13 protein-coding genes are annotated in these 16,807 nt (G+C 73.2%); 9 read left to right on the forward strand and 4 right to left on the reverse strand.

Features of this window, described 5'->3' with window-relative positions:
• Positions 1-115 precede the first annotated feature (115 nt).
• The 9 genes from groL to atzF all read left to right on the forward strand — a co-directional run bounded on the left by groL (position 116) and on the right by atzF (position 13,539).
• On the forward strand, positions 116-1,741 hold the full coding sequence (gene groL, locus Cch01nite_RS16590; protein ID WP_203757475.1) for a chaperonin GroEL: 1,626 nt from the start codon (positions 116-118) through the stop codon (positions 1,739-1,741).
• 608 nt (positions 1,742-2,349) lie between these two features.
• The gene (gene urtA / locus Cch01nite_RS16595) at positions 2,350-3,618 is read left to right on the forward strand and encodes an urea ABC transporter substrate-binding protein (RefSeq protein WP_203757477.1); all 1,269 of its coding nucleotides are present in this window, start codon (positions 2,350-2,352) and stop codon (positions 3,616-3,618) included.
• Between the two features lie 84 nt (positions 3,619-3,702).
• Positions 3,703-4,587, forward strand: coding sequence for an urea ABC transporter permease subunit UrtB (gene urtB / locus Cch01nite_RS16600; RefSeq protein WP_203757479.1), 885 nt, complete (start codon positions 3,703-3,705; stop codon positions 4,585-4,587).
• Positions 4,584-5,729: an urea ABC transporter permease subunit UrtC gene (gene urtC / locus Cch01nite_RS16605; RefSeq protein WP_203757481.1), complete on the forward strand. Its 1,146-nt coding sequence runs from the start codon at positions 4,584-4,586 to the stop codon at positions 5,727-5,729. Before urtB ends, urtC begins: the two co-directional genes overlap by 4 nt.
• Entirely contained in the window at positions 5,726-6,595 is an 870-nt protein-coding gene (gene urtD / locus Cch01nite_RS16610; protein ID WP_203757483.1) for an urea ABC transporter ATP-binding protein UrtD, read from the forward strand. The genes urtC and urtD overlap by 4 nt, the downstream gene beginning before the upstream one ends.
• The gene (gene urtE, locus Cch01nite_RS16615) at positions 6,595-7,290 is read left to right on the forward strand and encodes an urea ABC transporter ATP-binding subunit UrtE (RefSeq protein WP_203757485.1); all 696 of its coding nucleotides are present in this window, start codon (positions 6,595-6,597) and stop codon (positions 7,288-7,290) included. Before urtD ends, urtE begins: the two co-directional genes overlap by 1 nt.
• A 40-nt stretch (positions 7,291-7,330) precedes the next feature.
• Entirely contained in the window at positions 7,331-8,065 is a 735-nt protein-coding gene (locus tag Cch01nite_RS16620) for a GntR family transcriptional regulator (RefSeq protein WP_203757487.1), read from the forward strand.
• 150 nt (positions 8,066-8,215) lie between these two features.
• Positions 8,216-11,824, forward strand: coding sequence for an urea carboxylase (gene uca / locus Cch01nite_RS16625; RefSeq protein WP_203757489.1), 3,609 nt, complete (start codon positions 8,216-8,218; stop codon positions 11,822-11,824).
• Positions 11,821-13,539: an allophanate hydrolase gene (atzF, locus tag Cch01nite_RS16630; RefSeq protein ID WP_203757491.1), complete on the forward strand. Its 1,719-nt coding sequence runs from the start codon at positions 11,821-11,823 to the stop codon at positions 13,537-13,539. The genes uca and atzF overlap by 4 nt, the downstream gene beginning before the upstream one ends.
• Positions 13,540-13,568: 29 nt before the next feature.
• Here the strand turns inward: atzF and Cch01nite_RS16635 are convergent, their stop codons facing one another.
• From Cch01nite_RS16635 to Cch01nite_RS16650, 4 genes are all read right to left on the reverse strand, one after another.
• Positions 13,569-13,844 (reverse strand): DUF4031 domain-containing protein, encoded by a 276-nt coding sequence (locus Cch01nite_RS16635; RefSeq protein ID WP_203757493.1) that lies wholly within the window; start codon positions 13,842-13,844, stop codon positions 13,569-13,571.
• Positions 13,845-13,911: 67 nt separating this feature from the next.
• Positions 13,912-14,202 (reverse strand): WXG100 family type VII secretion target, encoded by a 291-nt coding sequence (locus tag Cch01nite_RS16640; RefSeq protein WP_203757495.1) that lies wholly within the window; start codon positions 14,200-14,202, stop codon positions 13,912-13,914.
• 229 nt (positions 14,203-14,431) lie between these two features.
• Positions 14,432-15,238 (reverse strand): HD domain-containing protein, encoded by an 807-nt coding sequence (locus Cch01nite_RS16645; protein WP_239070814.1) that lies wholly within the window; start codon positions 15,236-15,238, stop codon positions 14,432-14,434.
• A gap of 45 nt (positions 15,239-15,283) precedes the next feature.
• The gene (locus Cch01nite_RS16650; RefSeq protein WP_239070826.1) at positions 15,284-16,732 is read right to left on the reverse strand and encodes a sensor histidine kinase; all 1,449 of its coding nucleotides are present in this window, start codon (positions 16,730-16,732) and stop codon (positions 15,284-15,286) included.
• Between the last annotated feature and the right edge of the window lie 75 nt (positions 16,733-16,807).

Here is a 16,807-nt window from a genome sequence, read left to right on the forward strand (position 1 = left end):
AGAAGTACGGCCGCTCGGTGAGGTCCGTCGGCCTGCGGGACATGACCGCAGGTGACGGGCCGTCCGTCGCGGGCACCCGCGGCCACCCCACGAACCAGTGAAGGATCACAGCCCCATGGCCAAGATCATTGCCTTCAACGAGGAGGCCCGCCGCGGCATCGAGCGGGGTCTGAACACCCTCGCCGACACCGTCAAGGTCACCCTCGGCCCGAAGGGCCGCAACGTCGTCCTGGACAAGAAGTGGGGCGCCCCCACGATCACCAACGACGGCGTCTCCATCGCCAAGGAGATCGAGCTCGACGACCCGTTCGAGAAGATCGGCGCGGAGCTCGTCAAGGAGGTCGCCAAGAAGACCGACGACGTCGCCGGTGACGGCACGACGACGGCGACCGTCCTCGCCCAGGCGCTCGTCCGCGAGGGCCTGCGCAACGTGGCCGCGGGTGCGAACCCGATCGCGCTGAAGAAGGGCATCGAGAAGGCCGTCGAGGCCGTCACCGCCCAGCTCCTCCTGCAGGCCAAGGACATCGAGACGAAGGAGGAGATCGCCGCCACGGCCGCCATCTCCGCCGGCGACGTCGCGATCGGCGAGCTCATCGCCGAGGCCCTCGACAAGGTGGGCAAGGAAGGCGTCATCACCGTCGAGGAGTCCAGCGCGCTGGGCCTCGAGCTCGAGCTCACCGAGGGCATGCGCTTCGACAAGGGCTACCTGTCGGCGTACTTCGTGACCGACCCGGAGCGTCAGGAGGCCGTCCTCGAGGACGCGTACGTCCTGCTCGTCGAGGGCAAGATCTCGAACGTCAAGGACTTCCTCCCGCTGCTGGAGAAGGTCATCCAGGCCGGCAAGCCGCTGTTCGTCGTCGCCGAGGACGTGGAGGGCGAGGCCCTCCCGACGCTCGTCGTCAACAAGATCCGTGGCACGTTCAAGTCGGTCGCCGTCAAGGCCCCCGGCTTCGGCGACCGCCGCAAGGCGATGCTGCAGGACATGGCCATCCTCACCGGCGGCCAGGTCGTCTCCGAGACCGTCGGTCTCAAGCTCGAGAACGTGGGCCTCGAGGTCCTCGGCACGGCGCGCAAGATCGTCGTCACCAAGGACGAGACCACGATCGTCGAGGGCGCCGGCGAGGCGTCGCAGATCGCCGGTCGCGTGAACCAGATCCGCGCCGAGATCGAGAACTCGGACTCGGACTACGACCGCGAGAAGCTGCAGGAGCGCCTCGCCAAGCTCGCCGGCGGCGTCGCCGTCATCAAGGCGGGCGCGGCCACCGAGGTGGAGCTCAAGGAGCGCAAGCACCGCATCGAGGACGCCGTCCGCAACGCCAAGGCGGCCGTCGAGGAGGGCATCGTCGCCGGTGGTGGCGTGGCGCTCATCCAGGCCGGCAAGCTCGCGTTCGAGAAGCTCGACCTCGAGGGTGACGAGGCCACCGGTGCCGCGATCGTGAAGCTCGCGATCGAGGCCCCGCTCAAGCAGATCGCGATCAACGCCGGTCTCGAGGGTGGCGTCGTGGCCGAGAAGGTGCGCAACCTCCCGACGGGTCACGGCCTCAACGCCGCGACCAACACGTACGAGGACCTGCTCGCCGCGGGAGTCAACGACCCGGTGAAGGTCACGCGCTCCGCCCTGCAGAACGCGGCCTCCATCGCCGCGCTCTTCCTCACGACCGAGGCCGTCGTGGCCGACAAGCCGGAGAAGGCCGCCCCGGCCGGCCCCGGCGGTGGCGACGACTTCGGCGGCGGCTTCTGATCCGCTGATCGACCCGCGGCCGCCTGGCCGCACCGCACGACGGCGGCCCTGAGCCGCCGAGCACGACGGCGGCGCTGAGCCGCTCAGCACGACGGCGACCTGCGGGTCGCTGGGCAAGGTCCGACGGGCCGGTCACCTCCGGGTGGCCGGCCCGTCGTGCATTCCCGCACCGCCCCACGCGCGCACACCCACCCCCACACCACACCCCCACAACCCCCACCCCGCGCGACCGAGAACGTCAGTTCGGGGTGAGAACGGCACTCTGAAGTGCCGTTCTCACCCCGAAGTCACGAACTCGACCACGGCGAGCCGAGGGTGGGTGAGCGGCGGGCGGTGGCGGGGGAGGGCCGGCGGTGCCCTGGAGGCGGCGCCGGAGGGGCGGCCGGCCGGTGGGCGCGGGGCGGGGCGTGACCGGATCGGGATGTCGGGGAAACAGACCGTTTACGCCCCGTCGCACCTGGCGGAAACACCGGCTCCCTAGCGTCGTCGGACATGGGCACAGGGATGTATACAGCGTGGGACACAGCGCGGTGTCGCGTCGCTGCCCGGGTGCTCGGTCCGGTTCCGCCCGTGAGTCCCCCGTGGGTCCCCAGCGAAAGGCTCCTCCCTTGACCAGACCTCTCCTGCGCGCACTCGTCGTCCCCGCAGCCGCCACGCTCGCCCTGACCCTCGCCGCGTGCGGCGCCCGCACCGCCGACGAGCCCGAGGCGGACGGCACAGGCTCGGCGACCGGCGCGTCGGCGTCGTGCGTCGACACGTCCGGCGACTCGATCAAGATCGGGTTCCTCAACTCGCTGTCCGGCACGATGGCGATCTCCGAGCAGACGGTCCGGGACAGCCTCGACCTGGCGGCCGACGAGATCAACGCGGCCGGTGGGGTGCTCGGCAAGCAGCTCGACGTGGTGGCCGAGGACGGCGCGTCGGAGCCGACGGTGTTCGCGGAGAAGGCCGAGAAGCTCATCTCGTCCGACTGCGTCGCGGCGGTGTTCGGCGGGTGGACCTCGTCGTCCCGCAAGGCGATGCTGCCGGTGTTCGAGGCGAAGAACTCGCTGCTGTTCTACCCGGTCCAGTACGAGGGGCTGGAGGCGTCGAAGAACATCTTCTACACGGGCGCCACGACGAACCAGCAGATCATCCCGGCGATGGACTACCTCAAGGAGCAGGGCAAGACGAAGGTGTTCCTCGTCGGGTCCGACTACGTGTTCCCCCGCACGGCCAACAAGGAGATCGTCGCCTACGCCAAGGCGAACGGGATCGACATCGTCGGCGAGGAGTACGCCCCGCTCGGGTACACGGACTTCTCGACGATCGTCACGAAGCTCAAGGGGTCGGGCGCGGACGCGGTGTTCAACACGCTGAACGGCGACTCGAACGTGGCGTTCTTCAAGGAGTACAAGAACGTCGGCCTCGCCGCGGACACGCTGCCGGTCGTCTCGGTGTCGATCGCCGAGGAGGAGGTCGGCGGCATCGGCGTCGACAACGTCGAGGGCCAGCTCACGGCGTGGAACTACTACCAGACGGTCGACAGCCCGGCGAACGAGAAGTTCGTCGCGGCGTTCAAGGCCAAGTACGGCGACGACCGCGTGACGAGCGACCCGATGGAGGCCGCGTACACGTCGCTGTACCTGTGGAAGGGCATGGTCGAGAAGGCGAAGTCGTTCGACGTCGCAGCCATCCAGGACGCGGCCGGCGGCGTGAGCTTCGAGGCCCCCGAGGGCACGGTCACCGTCAACGGCGAGAACCACCACATCGCCAAGACGGCCCTCATCGGCAAGATCGGCCCCGACGGCCTCATCCACACGGAGTGGTCGTCGAAGGAGCCCATCGAGCCGGACCCGTTCCTCGAGGGCTACGACTGGGCCGCGGGCCTGTCCTGACCTCCTGATCGCGGTGGCCCGGCGCTCCCTCTGTGGCGCCGGGTCACCGCCCCTCCCTTCGCGACGACGGAAGGACGGCCGAGGATGGATGCCCTCGTCTCACAGCTGTTCGCCGGGCTCAGCCTGGGGTCGGTGCTGCTGCTCGCGGCGCTCGGCCTGGCGCTGACGTTCGGTCAGATGGGCGTCATCAACATGGCGCACGGCGAGTTCATGATGGCGGGCGCGTACACGGCGTACGTGGTGCAGGGGATCGTGGCGGACGCCGGGGTGTCGTTGCTGGTCAGCCTGGTGGTCGGCTTCCTCGTGGGCGGTCTGCTCGGCCTGCTGCTCGAGGTCACGCTGATCTCGCGGATGTACCGGCGGCCGCTCGACACGCTGCTGGTGACGTTCGGGGTCGCGCTGGTGCTGCAGCAGGCGGCCCGGGACGTCTTCGGCGCCCCGAACGTCGACGTGCGGGCGCCGGCCTGGCTCTCCGGGGCGGTGCAGGTGCTGGGTGTGGGCGTGCCGAAGACGCGCCTGTTCATCCTCGCGCTCGCGGCCGTCTGCCTCGCCGCCCTCGCCCTCGTCCTGAAGCTGACCCCGCTCGGCCGCCGCATCCGCGCGACGGTGCAGAACCGCGACCTCGCCGAGACGTCCGGCATCAGCACGCGCGCCACGGACCGGCTGACGTTCTTCGTCGGCTCGGGCGTCGCCGGGGTGGCCGGGGTGGCGCTCACGCTGCTCGGGTCGATCGGCCCGACGCTCGGCACCAACTACATCGTCGACGCGTTCCTGGTGGTCGTCGTCGGCGGCATCGGGCAGCTCAAGGGGGCCGCGATCGCGGCGCTGGCGCTCGGGCTGCTGCAGGCGTCGTTCGAGTACTCGACGACCGCGTCGATCGCGAAGGTCCTCGTGTTCGTCGTCATCGTGGCGTTCCTGCAGGTCCGGCCGCAGGGGCTCGTGTCCGTCCGCTCGCGGAGCCTGGCATGACCGCCCGGCTGCGACTGTGGGGCGGGTTCGCGGTCGCCGCCGTGCTGCTGTTCGTCGTCGCGCCCGGAGCGCTGTCCGACTTCCGGCTCAACCTGCTCGCGAAGTTCCTCTGCCTCGCGATGGTGGCCGTCGGCATCGGCCTCGCCTGGGGCCGCGGCGGGATGCTCACGCTCGGTCAGGGCGTGTTCTTCGGGCTCGGCGGCTACCTGATGGCGATGCACCTCAAGCTCGCCGACGCCGGTCCCGGCGGCGTCCCCGACTTCATGCTGCTGTACGGGGACGGCACGGTGCCGGGCTGGTGGGAGCCGTTCCGGGACCCGGTCGTGACGGTCGTCGCGATCCTCGTCGTCCCCACCGGCCTCGCGGCCCTGCTCGGCCTGGCCGTGTTCAAGCGGCGGGTGCGGGGCGCGTACTTCGCGATCCTGTCGCAGGCGCTCGCGGCGGCGTTCGCGATCCTGCTGATCGGGCAGCAGAAGGTCACCGGCGGCACGAACGGCCTCAACGGCTTCAAGTCCTTCTTCGGCTTCACGCTGGCCGACCCGCTCAACAAGCGGATGCTCTACTTCATCGCCGCCGGGGTGCTCCTCGCGATGGTCGCGGCGACCCGGCTGCTCATGCGCTCCCGCTACGGGGAACTGCTCGTCGCGGTCCGCGACCAGGAGAACCGCGTCCGGTTCCTCGGGTACGACCCGGCAGGCGTCAAGGTCGTCGCGTACGCCACGGCGGCCTGCTTCGCGGCGATCGGCGGGGCGCTGTTCACGCCGATCGTGGGGATCATCTCGCCGGCCGACGTCGGCGTGGTGGCGTCCATCGCGTTCCTCGTGGGCGTCGCGATCGGCGGCCGGGCCACGCTGCTCGGTCCGGTGCTGGGCGCCGTCGCGGTGTCGTGGGCGGAGACGAGCCTGTCCGAGCAGTTCCCGTCGTTCTGGACCTACTTCCAGGGCGCGCTGTTCATCGGCGTCGTCGCGTTCCTGCCGAACGGTCTGGCCACGCTGGGTCAGGTGTGGCGGCGACGTCGCGCCGGTCCCGGGATCCGGGAGGACGAATCCGGGCAGCCTGACGACGGCACGCCGCGCAGCGCCCCCGAGGCATCCCTGCCTGCCGACGCGCCTGCCGACGCCCTGCCGGGGAGGACCGCATGACCGACGACGTCACGACCCCAGCGTCCGTGCTCGGCGAGGGCTCGCTCGACCCGCAGGCCCTCGAGACGGTCATCGCCGCCCCGCCGTCGCGGTTCCGCCACGACTACCTGGAGGTCCGGGACCTGCGCGTGGTGTTCGACGGCTTCGTCGCCGTCGACGGCGTCGACCTCACGGTGACCCAGGGGGACCTGCGCTTCCTCATCGGCCCGAACGGCGCCGGAAAGACGACCATCGTCGACGCGATCACCGGCCTCGCACCCGCCACCGGCTCGGTCCGGTTCGGCGGCGTCGAGCTCGTCGGCCGCGCGTCGCACAAGGTCGCCCGGGCCGGCGTGGGCCGCACGTTCCAGACCGCGTCCGTCTTCGACGAGCTCAGCGTGCTGCAGAACCTCGACATCGCCGCCGGTGCGGGGCGGGGCGCGTGGTCCCTGCTGCGCCGCCGCCGCACGGTCCCCGAGACGGTCGACGCCGCCCTCGAGACCGTCGGCCTCACCCACCTGCGCGACGTGCCCGCCGGGGTGCTCGCGCACGGGCAGAAGCAGTGGCTGGAGATCGGCATGCTGCTCGTCCAGGACGCCCGCCTCCTGCTGCTCGACGAGCCGGTCGCCGGGATGAGCCAGGCCGAGCGGGAGGAGACCGGTCAGCTCCTGCAGCGGATCGGCGAGCAGCGCACCGTCGTCGTCGTGGAGCACGACATGGAGTTCCTGCGGTCGTTCGCGTCGTCCGTGACGGTGCTGCACCAGGGCCGGGTGCTCAGCGAGGGGACGGTCGCGCAGGTGCAGGCCGATCCGCGGGTCGTCGAGGTGTACCTGGGCCGGTCCGCGGGTGCCCGCGGCTCGGCGGCCGGCGAGACGGGAGGCGAGTGATGCTGGAGCTGACGGGCGTGCACGTCGGGTACGGGCGCACCTCGGTGGTGCACGGCGTCGACGTGACGGTCGACGACGGCGGGGTCACCGCGGTCATGGGCCACAACGGCGCGGGCAAGACGACGCTCCTGCGGGCCGCCGTCGGCCTGCTGCCGGTCCGCAGCGGACGCGTCACGCTCGCCGGCGAGGACGTGACGAGGATGCGGCCGCACCAGCGCGTGCGCCGCGGGCTCGCGTACGTGCCGCAGGGGCAGCAGGCGTTCGGGCAGCTCACCGCCCGGGAGAACCTGCAGCTCGTCGCGGACGGCGCGGGTGCGGCGGCCGCGAGCCGGATGGACGAGGCGCTCGACCTGTTCCCGGCGCTGCGCGACCTGCTCGGCCGCCGGGCAGGGCTGCTCTCGGGCGGTCAGCGCCAGCAGCTCGCGATCGCGCGGGCCCTGCTCACCGGACCGCGCGTGCTCATCCTCGACGAGCCGACCGAGGGCATCCAGCCGTCCGTCGTGCAGGAGATCGAGGACGCCATCGGCACGCTCACGCGGGCCGGCGGGCTCGCCGTGCTGCTCGTCGAGCAGCACGTGGGGTTCGCGCTCGCGGCCGCCGGGCGGTACTACGTGCTGGAGTCCGGGCGTGTGACCCGGACCGGTGCGGGCGGGGCGGACCAGGAGGCCGACGTGCGGGCGGCGATGGCCCTGTGAGCACGGGGAGCGAGCAGGCGGAGGGCTACAGTTCGTGGGCATGAGGACGGGGCGGACGGGGGCGCTGTCCGGGGTCGAGACGCCGGGGGAGACGGACGCGTCCGACACCCGGTCGCTGCGCGAGGTCGTCTACCACCGGCTGCGCGACGAGATCCTCAACGGCCGCATCTCCCCCCGCGAGCGGCTCACCGAGCCGAAGCTCGGCAAGGCGTTCGACGTGTCCCGCACGCCCGTGCGCGAGGCGCTGTCCCGGCTGCTGTCGGACGGGCTCGTCGAGCGCACCGACTTCGGGTACGCCGTCGTCGTGCCCAGCCTCGAGGACCTGCGCAACCTGTACGAGCTGCGCATCACGCTCGAGCTGCGCGGCATCGCCCGGGCCATCGAGAACCCCGAGGTGCGGCACGACGAGGCCGCCCTGCGCGACGAGCTCGACCGCTGGTACGCGCTGCGGGCGACGCCCCCGGAGCCGGACCCCAGCTTCGTGCTGCTCGACGAGCGCTACCACCAGGTGCTGTCCCGGTCCTCGGGGAACGCCCAGCTCACCGACGCGCTCGTCACCGTGAACCAGAAGATCCGGGCCGTCCGGATGCACGACTTCGTGGAGACCGACCGGATCGCGACCACGATCGACGAGCACATCGAGATCGTCGAGCTCGTCCTCGACCGCCGCCTGCCCGAGGCCCTCACCGCGCTGCACAAGCACGTCGGTGAGTCCCTCGAGGTCGTCATGGAACGGGCGACGGCGGCGATGACCCGGATGGCGCTCGCGGGCTGACGGGCTGCCGGCGTCGGTGCCCGTCCGACGAGGTCGGCGGGCGTAACGCGGCGTTTACCCGTGGACGTCGGGAGGGAAACACGGCCTCCGTACGGTGCGGGATACCGAGGTGTATACACCTGTGCCGCACTCGATCCCCGGGGGACCGCCGTGTTCGACACCCTGCTCGTCGCCAACCGTGGCGAGATCGCCGTCCGCATCCTGCGCACCGCACGGGCCATGGGCCTCAAGACGGTCGCGGTGTACTCGGACGCCGACGCGGCCGCCCCGCACGTCCGGCTCGCGGACGTCGCCGTCCGGCTCGGCCCCGCACCCGCGGTCGAGAGCTACCTGCGGGCCGACCTCGTCCTGCAGGCCGCCGCCACCACCGGCGCCGGCGCGATCCACCCGGGCTACGGCTTCCTCTCGGAGAACGCGGCCTTCGCGGGACACGTCGAGGCGGCCGGGCTCGCGTTCGTCGGGCCGACGCCCGCGCACCTGTCGGTGTTCGGCGACAAGCACCAGGCACGGCAGGCGGCGCTCGCGGCGTCCGTGCCGCTCGTCCCCGGGTCGGGGCTGCTGGCGTCCGTCGAGGAGGCGCTCGTCGCGGCGGACGCCGTCGGGTACCCGGTGATGCTCAAGGCCGTCGGGGGCGGTGGCGGCATCGGCATGCAGGCGTGCGCGGACCGGGCCGAGCTCGTCGCCGCCTACGAGAAGGTGCAGCGGGTCGCGGCGGCGTCGTTCGGCAGCAGCGGGGTGTTCCTCGAGCGGTTCGTCGCGCGGGCCCGGCACCTGGAGGTGCAGGTGTTCGGCGACGGCGCCGGACGCGTCGTGAGCCTGGGGGACCGGGACTGCTCGCTGCAGCGGCGCAACCAGAAGGTCGTCGAGGAGGCGCCCGCGCCCGCGCTGCCCGACGACGTCCGCGCGCAGCTGCACGAGTCGGCGCGGGCGCTCACCGCGTCCGTCGGGTACCGGTCGGCGGGGACCGTCGAGTACGTGTACGACGTCGACCGGGGCGAGGCGTCGTTCCTCGAGGTCAACACCCGCCTGCAGGTCGAGCACCCCGTCACCGAGCTCGTCACCGGGGTGGACCTCGTCGAGTGGATGATCCGCCTCGCCCAGGGGGACACGACGTTCCTCGACGACCTCCCGGACTCCGGGCCACCCGTCGTCGGGCACGCCGTCGAGGCGCGCGTCTACGCCGAGGACCCCCGCAAGGACTACCGGCCGAGCGCCGGCCTGCTCACCGAGGTCGTCTACCCGCCCGACGCGCGCGTCGACGCCTGGGCCGAGACCGGGCAGGAGGTCACCAGCCACTACGACCCGATGCTGGCGAAGGTCATCACGCACGGCACCGACCGCGCCGCGGCGCTCGCGTCGTCGGCCGCCGCGCTCGCGGGGACCCGGATCTCGGGCGTCGCCACCAACCTGCCGCTGCTGCGCACGGTCGTCGGCCTCGACGTGGTCCGCGACGCCGCCCACACGACCGGGACGCTCGCCGGCGTCACCGACGACGAGCCGTGGGTCGACGTGCTCCGGCCCGGCGTCATGACCACCGTCCAGGACTGGCCCGGGCGGCTCGGGCACTGGGACGTCGGCATCTCGCCGTCCGGGCCGATGGACGACCTGTCCTTCCGGCTCGGCAACCGCGCGCTCGGCAACCCCGAGGGGGCACCGGGGCTCGAGTGCACGCTCACCGGTCCGCGCCTGCGGTTCAGCCACGAGACGGTCGTGTGCGTGACCGGGGCCGACGCGCCCGTCACCGTCGACGGTGAGCCCGTGCCCCAGTGGGAGCCGGTCGTCGTCCCCGCGGGAGGGGTCCTCGACGTCGGTGCGCCGCACGACGTCGGGCTGCGCACGTACGTCCTCGTCAGGGGCGGGCTCGACGTGCCGCTGTACCTGGGCTCCGCGTCGACGTTCTCGCTCGGCGGGTTCGGCGGGTACACCGGGCGGGCGCTCGTGCTCGGGGACACGCTCGTGCCGGGTGCGGCGACCGCCGGGCCGACGTCGATCGTGCCGTCCGCCGACCGCCCCGAGCTCGTGCACGACTGGGAGGTCGCCGTCGCCGAGGGGCCGCAGCCCGCGCCCACGTACTTCACGCACGACGACATGGCGATGCTGTACTCGTCGACCTGGCAGGTCCAGACGCACGCCAACCGCACCGGCATCCGGCTCACCGGCCCGAAGCCGCAGTGGGCCCGGCCGGACGGCGGCGAGGCGGGCCTGCACCCGTCCAACCTGCACGACAACCCGTACTCGGTGGGTGCGCTCAACGTCTCCGGCGACACCCCGATCCTGCTCGGGCCCGACGGGCCGAGCCTCGGCGGGTTCGCCTGCCCGGTGACCGTCGTGGTCGGGCACCGCTGGAAGATGGGCCAGATCCGCCCCGGCGACACCGTCCGTCTCGTGCCCGTTCCCGCCGCGACCGCCGACGCGCTGCGGTCGTCGGACGCGCTGCGTTCCCTCGCGTCGGTGCCGTCAGCGCTGCCGATCGGGCCGGACGGCGACGACGGGGTGCTGGCGCGGGTCGCCGGAGACGACGACCGGCCCGACGTCGTCTACCTGCGCGGTGCCGACGACAACGTCCTCGTCGAGTACGGCCCGATGGTGCTCGACCTCGGGCTGCGGATGCGCGTGCATGCGCTCGGCGAGGCCCTGCGCGCCCGGGGCCTGCCGGGTCTGATCGACATCACGCCCGGCGTCCGGTCGCTGCACGTGCACGTCGACCCCGCTCTGCTGACCGTTCCGGCGCTCGTGGACGTGCTCGTCGAGATCGAGGCCGGGCTGCCCGCGACCGCCGACCTCGTCGTCCCGTCCCGCCGCATCCACCTGCCCCTGTCGTTCGACGACCCCGTCATCGGCGAGGCCGTCGCCCGGTACCAGGCGGGCGTGCGGCCGTCCGCGCCGTGGCTGCCGTCGAACATCGAGTTCGTCCGGCGCATCAACGGACTGCCGTCCACCGACGACGTGCTGCGGACCATGACGACCGCCGAGTACCTGGTCCTCGGCCTCGGCGACGTGTACCTCGGCGCGCCCCTGGCCGTCCCGCTCGACCCCCGGCACCGGCTCATGACGACGAAGTACAACCCCGCCCGCACCTGGACCGCGGCCGACACCGTGGGCCTCGGCGGCCAGTACCTGTGCGTCTACGGCATGGACTCACCCGGCGGGTACCAGCTCGTCGGCCGCACCGTGCCGATCTGGTCCGGGCACCGGCAGCACGGGGTGTTCGAGCCGGGGCGACCATGGCTGCTGCGGTTCTTCGACCGGATCGTCTGGCATCCCGTGGACGCCGCCGAGCTGCTGATGCAGCGGGAGGCGTTCGCCGCCGGGCGGCTGGAGGTCGAGGTCGAGCACGGCACGTTCTCGTACCGCGACCACCTGGCCCTGCTCGCCGAGCACGCCGGGGACATCGCCGGGTTCCAGTCCCGGCAGGCGACGGCCTTCGCGGAGGAGCGTGCCGCGTGGGCGCTGGCCGGAGAGCTGTCCGGTCCGGCCGACGCCCCGGCGGACGACGACGCAGACGCCCTGCCCTCCTCGGTCGACGTGCCCGAGGGAAGCGTTCTCGTCGAGGCTCCGATGGTCGGCAGCGTGTGGCGGGTCGAGGCACGGGTGGGCGACCGGGTGCACGAAGGAGACCTGCTCGTCGCCCTCGAGGCCATGAAGCTCGAGCTCGGCGTGGTCGCACCCGCGGACGGGCTCGTGTCGAGCGTGCTCGTCGCGCCGGGTCAGCACGTCGCCCCCGGCACGCCTCTCGCGGTCGTGGCGGTGGGTGCATGACGCTGACCACCATGGAGACGGCCGTCGAGAGGGTGCGCGCCGCGTACGCGCGGATCGCCGAGGTGGACCGGCCCGAGGTGTGGATCACGCTCGTGCCGGAGTCCGAGGCGCTGGAGGCGGCCGCGCTCGTCGACGCCGCCGTCGCCGCGGGGGCGGACCTGCCGCTCGCCGGGGCGACGCTCGCCGTCAAGGACAACATCGACGTCGCCGGGCTCCCGACCACCGCGGCGTGCCCGTCGTTCGCGTCCGGCCCCGCCGCCGCGTCCGCGCCCGCCGTGCAGCGGCTCGTCGACGCCGGTGCCGTGGTCCTCGGCAAGACGAACCTCGACCAGTTCGCCACCGGGCTCGTCGGGACCCGCTCCCCGTACGGCGCCGTCCGGCACGCGACCCTGCCCGACCGGGTGTCCGGCGGGTCCAGCTCCGGGTCGGCCGTCGCGGTCGCGCTCGGCATCGCCGACATCGGGCTCGGCACCGACACCGCCGGGTCCGGCCGGGTGCCCGCCGCGTTCGGCGGTCTGGTGGGCCTCAAGACGACCGTCGGTCTCGTGCCCACCACGGGCGTCGTGCCCGCGTGCCGGTCCTACGACGTCGTCACCACGTTCACGCGTGGGCTCGACCTCGGCGTGCTCGCGACCCGCCTCATGGCTCGCGACGGTGCCCGGTCGTGGCCCGTCGACGTGCGGCTCGGGCTGCGCGCCGCCCCGGTGGTCGCCGTGCCGCGCGTCGCCGACCTCGCGCCGCTCTCGCCCGGGTGGCGTGCCGCGTTCGCCTCGGCCGTGGCCGCCGTCGAGGCGACCGGCGCCTCGGTCCGGGTCGTCGACGTCTCGCCGATGCTCGACGCCGCGCGACTCCTGTACGACGGCGCGATCCTCGCCGAGCGGTACGAGGCCGTCGGGACCTTCCTCGCCGCCGAGCCGTCCGACGCCGACCCGACCGTCGCGTCGATCATCCTCGGCGGCCGCGCGATCACCGCCGCCGACTACGTCGCCGACCGGGCCCGGCTCGACACCGCCCGGGTCGCCGCGCTCGATGCTCTCGACGGCTGCGACCTGCTGCTCCTCCCGACGACCACCGAGCACCCGACCATCGCGGACGTCCAGGCCGACCCCATCGGCATCAACCGCCGGCTCGGCACGTACACGAACTTCGTCAACCTCCTCGACATGGCGGCGGTCGCCGTCCCGGCCGGCGAGGCCGACGGGGGACCGTTCGGGGTGACGATCCTGTCCCGCGCGTTCGACGACCAGCTCTCCGTCGACCTCGCCGCCCGGCTGCTCGATCGGCACCGTGACACGGCGGCCGGGGACGAGCCCGTCCTCGTCGACGGCGGCGTCGACGTGCTCGTCGTCGGCGCGCACCTGCGCGGCCAGCCCCTCAACCGGGAGCTCGACGCCCTCGGCGGCCGGTTCGTCGCGTCCGTGCGCACGTCCGACGCCTACCGACTCGTCGCGCTCGACACCGTCCCCCGCAAGCCCGGGCTCGTCCGGGTCGGCCCGGGGGCGGGTGCGCCGATCGCCGGAGAGGTGTGGCGGCTCTCGTCGGGTGCGCTCGGCCGGTTCCTCGCCGCGCTGCCGTCACCCATGAGCCTCGGCCGAGCCGAGCTGTCCGACGGCACGTGGGTCGTCGGCTTCGGCTGCACGGCCGAGGCCGGCGCCGCCGGCACCGACATCACCGCGACGGGCGGCTGGGTGGAGGCGCTGCGCCGCGGCCTGTGACAGTCGCGCCCGCGGGTGGGCCGCTCAGCTCAGTGGCGCCGCTCGCGGTCCCGGGCCGGGACGCGCAGGCCCGACGCGCGCAGGCGGCGGATCAGCTCGCCCGCGCTGACCGGGATCGCCCCCAGGGCCACGAGCTCGTCGATCCGGGCGTCCGGCACGTCGTAGTGGTCGAGGTCGAACGCCCGCTCCGGCAGACCGGCCCGGGCGGCGAACGCGTGCAGCTCGTCGAGCGAGGCGTCGCTCACGAGGTGCGCCCAGTACCGGTCGTGGCGGGGCCACAGCGGCGGGTCGACGAGCACGGTCACCGCCCGAGCGTATGTCGGCAGGTCGACGAGCGACGTCACGTGGACACGATCGCCCGTCGGCCGGGCGTCACACGGTGAACAGCCGCGACGCCTGCGACTCGGCCTCCGCGTAGGTGCGGGCGGCGGCGTGCATCGCGGCGCCGATCGACTCCAGTGACTGCTCCAGGCGCGCCTCGGTCGCGGACCAGTCGGTGAGCACCCTGGCGAACGCCGTCGCGGCGCCACCGCGCCACGTGCCCTGCAGCTCGGCGAGCTGGCGGTGCATCGCGGACACCTCCGCGCGGATCGACGCCGTGCGCGCCTGCACCCCCGCGGCGGCCTGGGCAACCTGGGCGCTGTCGACCTCGAACCTCGTCATGCCGGGACCTCCGTGACTCGTCCGCGGCGCGCATCGGTGGCGCCGCGTGGTTCGTCGAACGTAGGTGGCGCGGGGCATGGCGGCGCTGACGCGAGACCGGACCGGGGGAGGGCCGGCCTCGTCGAGCGGGCTGTGGGCGGCTCGGCGACGACCGGCTCGACGGCGACGACCGGCGCACCCGCGCACCGCGGCGCACCCGTGCCGCATCGCGCTGACGCGGACCGTCGTCTCAGCGGGAGGTGGTGTCGTCCCTCAGGGCGGCCGAGGCAGCCGAGGCCGTCGCGCTGTCGGTCGCCCCGTTGATCTCGCGCTCGGTGGGAGCGGACGCCGCCGCACCCTTCTCGGCGTCGATCTTCGCGAGCTCCTTCTCGAGCCGCTGCAGCTCCGCCGACACGTTCTGCCGGGCGGGCTCCTCCCAGGCGGCGCCGAGCGGGCTGGAGAACAGCGACGGGCGGGCGAGCAGCTTGTGCAGGATGCGCAGCCGGGCGCGGACGTAGTCCTCGATGGGGAGGTGCGCGTACTCGGCGCGCACGTCGTGCAGGTACGCCTTGTAGCGCTGCGGCTCGGCGGCGAGCATCGCGAGGTCGGCGTCGCACAGCACGGCGCAGTCGAAGTCCGTCGGGTCGGGCGAGTGCCGGACCAGGGCGACGACGAGGTCGTGCACGCGGTGCGCGCGCCGCTCCGGGACGCCGAGCTTCGTGAGCTCGTCGTACGCCAGGCGGGCGCTCGCGATCTCGTCCTCTCCGCCGCGGTTGGCGTAGGTCTTGGCGTCGGCGGAGTCGAAGATCGCGCCGTGGTACCAGGCGGCGAGCCGCACCAGGTCGGGCTCGTGGGTCTCCTCGACGAGCTCGTCGACGCGGACCAGCACGTCGACCAGGTGCTTCAGGTTGTGGAAGTCCCGGCCGGGGGACGACCACCGGTCGATCAACGCCTGACCGGCGTCGCGGATCTCCTCGACGTCGGCGGTGGCACCGGCGCCCAACGTGCTGCGCTGGTACGCGGACAACAACCACTGTGGTGCGTCATGGACGCCCATGGATGACAGCCTCACGACGGTGACTAGGACGCGTCATCGTAGCCCTCAGGCGGAGGGCCCGTTGCTCGAACCGGACATGTGCACAGGCAGCGCGACGCGGACCGTCGTGCCCCCTCCGGGCGTCTGCGCGAGGCCCACCGTGCCGCCGTGCGCATCGACGATCGCGGCGACGATCGCCATGCCGAGGCCCGCCCCACCGGAGTCGCGGCCCCGTGAGGCGTCGATCCGGTAGAAGCGCTCGAACACCCGCGCGGCGTGCTCGGGGTCGATCCCGGGCCCGTGGTCGCGGACCTCGACGACGCCCAGCGGCACTCCCGACGGCCCGGGGACGACGCCGACCGCGATCTCCACGGGCGTGCCCGCGGGGGTGTGCTGGACGACGTTCCCGAGCAGGTTCGCGAGCACCTGGCGCAGCCGCGGCTCCTCGCCGAGCACCGTGACGGGACCGGTCGCCGCGCCCGGGACCAGCGGCTCGAGCCGGCTCGTGCGCGTCGGGTCCAGGGCGTGCAGGTCGCTGACGGCGTCCGCGGCCAGGACGGTGAGGTCGACGGGGTCTCGGCGCAGCGGACGGTTCTCGTCGAGCCGGGCCAGCGCGAGGAGGTCCTCGACGAGGCCGCCCATCCGCGTCGCGGAGTCCTCGATGCGCCGCATCGTGTCGTCGACCTGGTCCTTCTCGACGAGCGCGCCCATGCGGTAGAGCTCGCCGTACCCGCGGATCGTGGCCAGCGGGGTGCGCAGCTCGTGGGACGCGTCGGCGACGAACCGGCGCATCCGGGCCTCCGACGCCGTGCGGGCGTCGAAGGCGTGCTCGATCTGGGCGAGCATCCCGTTGAGCGCCAGGGCGAGGCGTCCGACCTCCGTGGTCTTCGGGACGGGCGGCACGCGCTGCGACAGGTCCCCCGCCGCGATCGCTGCCGCCGTCTTCTCGATCTCCCGGAGCGGCTTGAGCGACCGGCGCACGGCCCAGCTCCCGGCGAGCGCGCCGAGCAGGACGATGCCGATCCCGGTGAGGAGGAGCGCCGTGACCATCCGGCTGACCGTGCGCTCGACGTCCCCGAGAGGCAGCGCGACGACGACCGACCCCACGGAACCGTCGGAGGCGCTCACCGGGTAGGCGACGGCGCGCCATGGGGAGCCGGACTTCGTCGAGTGGACGCTGAACGGTTCGCCCTGGTTCTCGGTGGCCTGCGTACCCGTGATGTCGGGGACCTCGGGAGTGCCGTACCGGACCCGCGCCGAGCGGGACGGTGGGTTGATGCTCTCGATCCCGAGCACCTGCACGCGCACGTAGTAGTCGTTGGGAGCCAGGCTGCGGCCGAAGTTGAGCGCGTCGACCTGCTGCTGGGCGAGCATCGCGCCCTCGGACTCGAGCTTGCTGTCCACCTGCCCGACGAGCGTGTCCTCGAGGAGCGTCGCGCTCGCCACCCCGGCGAGCACCAGGCCGGCGCCGACGAGCACGGTGATGATGCCGACGAGGCGGTGCAGCAGCGGCACGGCCGACCAGCGTGCCCGGGCGCGCGCGAGCAGCGTCAGACGGGCGGGGGTCGACCCGGTTCCCGACGTAGCCGA

The sequence above is a fragment of the Cellulomonas chitinilytica genome (genome assembly GCF_016862675.1).
Lineage (GTDB): Bacteria > Actinomycetota > Actinomycetes > Actinomycetales > Cellulomonadaceae > Cellulomonas > Cellulomonas chitinilytica.

What these genes read in the sequence shown, in the direction of transcription:
- groL (WP_203757475.1), top strand. Translation starts at nt 116, where the DNA reads ATGGCCAAGATCATTGCCTTCAACGAGGAGGCCCGCCGCGGCATCGAG.
- urtB (WP_203757479.1), top strand. Translation starts at nt 3,703, where the DNA reads ATGGATGCCCTCGTCTCACAGCTGTTCGCCGGGCTCAGCCTGGGGTCG.
- urtC (WP_203757481.1), top strand. Translation starts at nt 4,584, where the DNA reads ATGACCGCCCGGCTGCGACTGTGGGGCGGGTTCGCGGTCGCCGCCGTG.
- urtD (WP_203757483.1), top strand. Translation starts at nt 5,726, where the DNA reads ATGACCGACGACGTCACGACCCCAGCGTCCGTGCTCGGCGAGGGCTCG.
- urtE (WP_203757485.1), top strand. Translation starts at nt 6,595, where the DNA reads ATGCTGGAGCTGACGGGCGTGCACGTCGGGTACGGGCGCACCTCGGTG.
- Cch01nite_RS16620 (WP_203757487.1), top strand. Translation starts at nt 7,331, where the DNA reads ATGAGGACGGGGCGGACGGGGGCGCTGTCCGGGGTCGAGACGCCGGGG.
- atzF (WP_203757491.1), top strand. Translation starts at nt 11,821, where the DNA reads ATGACGCTGACCACCATGGAGACGGCCGTCGAGAGGGTGCGCGCCGCG.
- Cch01nite_RS16640 (WP_203757495.1), bottom strand. Translation starts at nt 14,202, where the DNA reads ATGACGAGGTTCGAGGTCGACAGCGCCCAGGTTGCCCAGGCCGCCGCG.
- Cch01nite_RS16645 (WP_239070814.1), bottom strand. Translation starts at nt 15,238, where the DNA reads ATGGGCGTCCATGACGCACCACAGTGGTTGTTGTCCGCGTACCAGCGC.